Source organism: Saccharomonospora iraqiensis subsp. iraqiensis (assembly GCF_000430445.1).
Lineage (GTDB): Bacteria > Actinomycetota > Actinomycetes > Mycobacteriales > Pseudonocardiaceae > Saccharomonospora > Saccharomonospora iraqiensis.
In genome coordinates, this window is sequence record NZ_KE387092.1 from 3,036 (window position 1) to 4,827 (window position 1,792).

A 1,792-nucleotide genomic window follows, 5' to 3' on the forward strand; every position below is an offset into this window, starting at 1 on the left:
CCGGCCCGGCTCCCGGATGCCCGGGCCTCAGTGCGGGGTGCGCGCCCGCGGGCCGGGCGCGGTGCGCCGGAGCCAGAGCAGCCCGAGCCCCGGGAGAACGAGGGGGATGAACAGGTACCCCATCCCGAAGTTCGACCAGACGGTGGCATCGGGGAACACACCGGGCAGCAGCAGGCTCACCGCGCCGACGGTGAGCACGCCGACCAGTTCGAACGCGCAGGCCACGACCGCGACGCGCCACCACGCGGCACCACCGCGCGCGAGTGCGACCGTGGCGAGGACGTAGACCACCGCGGCGAAGGCGGACAGCAGGTACGGGACCGGGGCCTCGCCGAAGCGGGTCGCGATCTGCACGGCCGCACGCGAGGTGGCGCCGACGGCGAAGATCGCGTAGATCGCGACGAGGACCCTGCCGGGACCACTCGCGGTGGGGGACGGTGCCGGGTGGGTGCGTTCCGGTCCGGGGCTGTCAGACACCGGCCCCGCCGCCCACCCACACCACGTACATCCGCAGGAGCAGCACCGGCACCGTGCCGCAGGCGACCCCGAGCACGGCCGTGCTCGCGCGGCTGCGCTCGGCGAGTGCCCACACCGTGCCCAGCGGGAGCACGAAGAGGATCCCGATCAGGTAGGACACGAACGTCAGCAGGTCGCCGGGTCGTTCGCCCGCGATCAACAGAACGACCGAGATCACGACCTGGACGACGAGCAGCGCCTCGACGACGCCGAGTCCGATCAGCAGGGGCCGCGCGGGGGGCCGGTCGGCGATGGCGAGGGCGAAGGCCCACACCGCGACCGCGAGCGCGCACACCACCAGCGCGACGGCGAACCCAGGGATCACCGGCACCCTCCTGCTGTCTACTACCCGCTGTAGCGTACGGGGTCCGGCCGATCCCGCGTCGATCGGGGCGCGGACCCCGGTCGCGGTCCCGCTCGCGTCGTCGACGGCGCCGGCGAGGATGCCGTGAAGGCCCCCTTCCCTGCGTCGGACGCCGCGAAGGACGCCCTCGCTGCGCGGGACGCCGCGAAGGGGTCCTTCGCTGCGCCGGGTGCCGGGAAGGGGTCCTTCACGGCGCCACCCGGAGGCGGGTGAGGGCGGTGCGGAGCGGGTCCTGCAGGGGGACCGGGCGGCGGGTGGTGCGGTCCACGAAGACGTGGACGAAGTGGCCCTCGGCGATCAGCTCCGAGCGGTCCGCGCGGTGGATGCCCACCTCGTACCGCACACTGGAGTTGCCGAGGTGTCCCACGCGCAGGCCGACGGCCGCGCTCTCCGGGAAGGTCAGCGAGGCGTGGTAGTTGCAGTGCGACTCCACGCACAGCCCGATCACCGCGCCCTCGTGGATGTCGAGACCACCCTCGTTGATCAACCAGTTGTTGATGACGGTGTCCATGAACGTGTAGTGCACGACGTTGTTCACGTGGCCGTAGACGTCGTTGTCCTTCCACCGTGTCGGCACGGTCTCCCAGTGCGCGTAGCTCACGGCGGTACAGACTCTCACGGGCACCGCCCGCGCAGGCACACCGCGGTCGTCCGGCGCCCGGGGACCCGGCCACCGTCGGCCACGTCACCGGGTCGTGACCGGATCGTCGCCGGACGGCGACCTGGGTCACGGCGTCGCCACGATCACTGCGCCGTTGGTGGACTCCGCCCCGCCGGGCACACGCGCTGCATTACGGTCATGCGCGTACCGACACTGGGTGGAGGAGCGCGATGACGAGCACCGTGCCGCGTCCCGGGCCGGGCGGGGGCGGCGTGCCCGCGGACCCGCAGCCGCCGGAGACACCGGGGCGG

At 73.2% G+C, this 1,792-nt stretch carries 3 protein-coding genes; all 3 read right to left on the reverse strand.

What is annotated here, in order from left to right:
* Positions 1–27: 27 nt before the first annotated feature.
* A complete protein-coding gene (locus ACTIR_RS0112880; RefSeq protein WP_026454598.1) occupies positions 28–477 on the reverse strand; it encodes a membrane protein in 450 nt (149 codons plus the stop codon).
* Positions 470–841: a hypothetical protein gene (locus ACTIR_RS0112885; protein ID WP_026454599.1), complete on the reverse strand. Its 372-nt coding sequence runs from the start codon at positions 839–841 to the stop codon at positions 470–472. The genes ACTIR_RS0112880 and ACTIR_RS0112885 overlap by 8 nt, the downstream gene beginning before the upstream one ends.
* A gap of 226 nt (positions 842–1,067) precedes the next feature.
* The gene (locus ACTIR_RS0112890; protein ID WP_084789481.1) at positions 1,068–1,481 is read right to left on the reverse strand and encodes an acyl-CoA thioesterase; all 414 of its coding nucleotides are present in this window, start codon (positions 1,479–1,481) and stop codon (positions 1,068–1,070) included.
* Positions 1,482–1,792 lie beyond the last annotated feature (311 nt).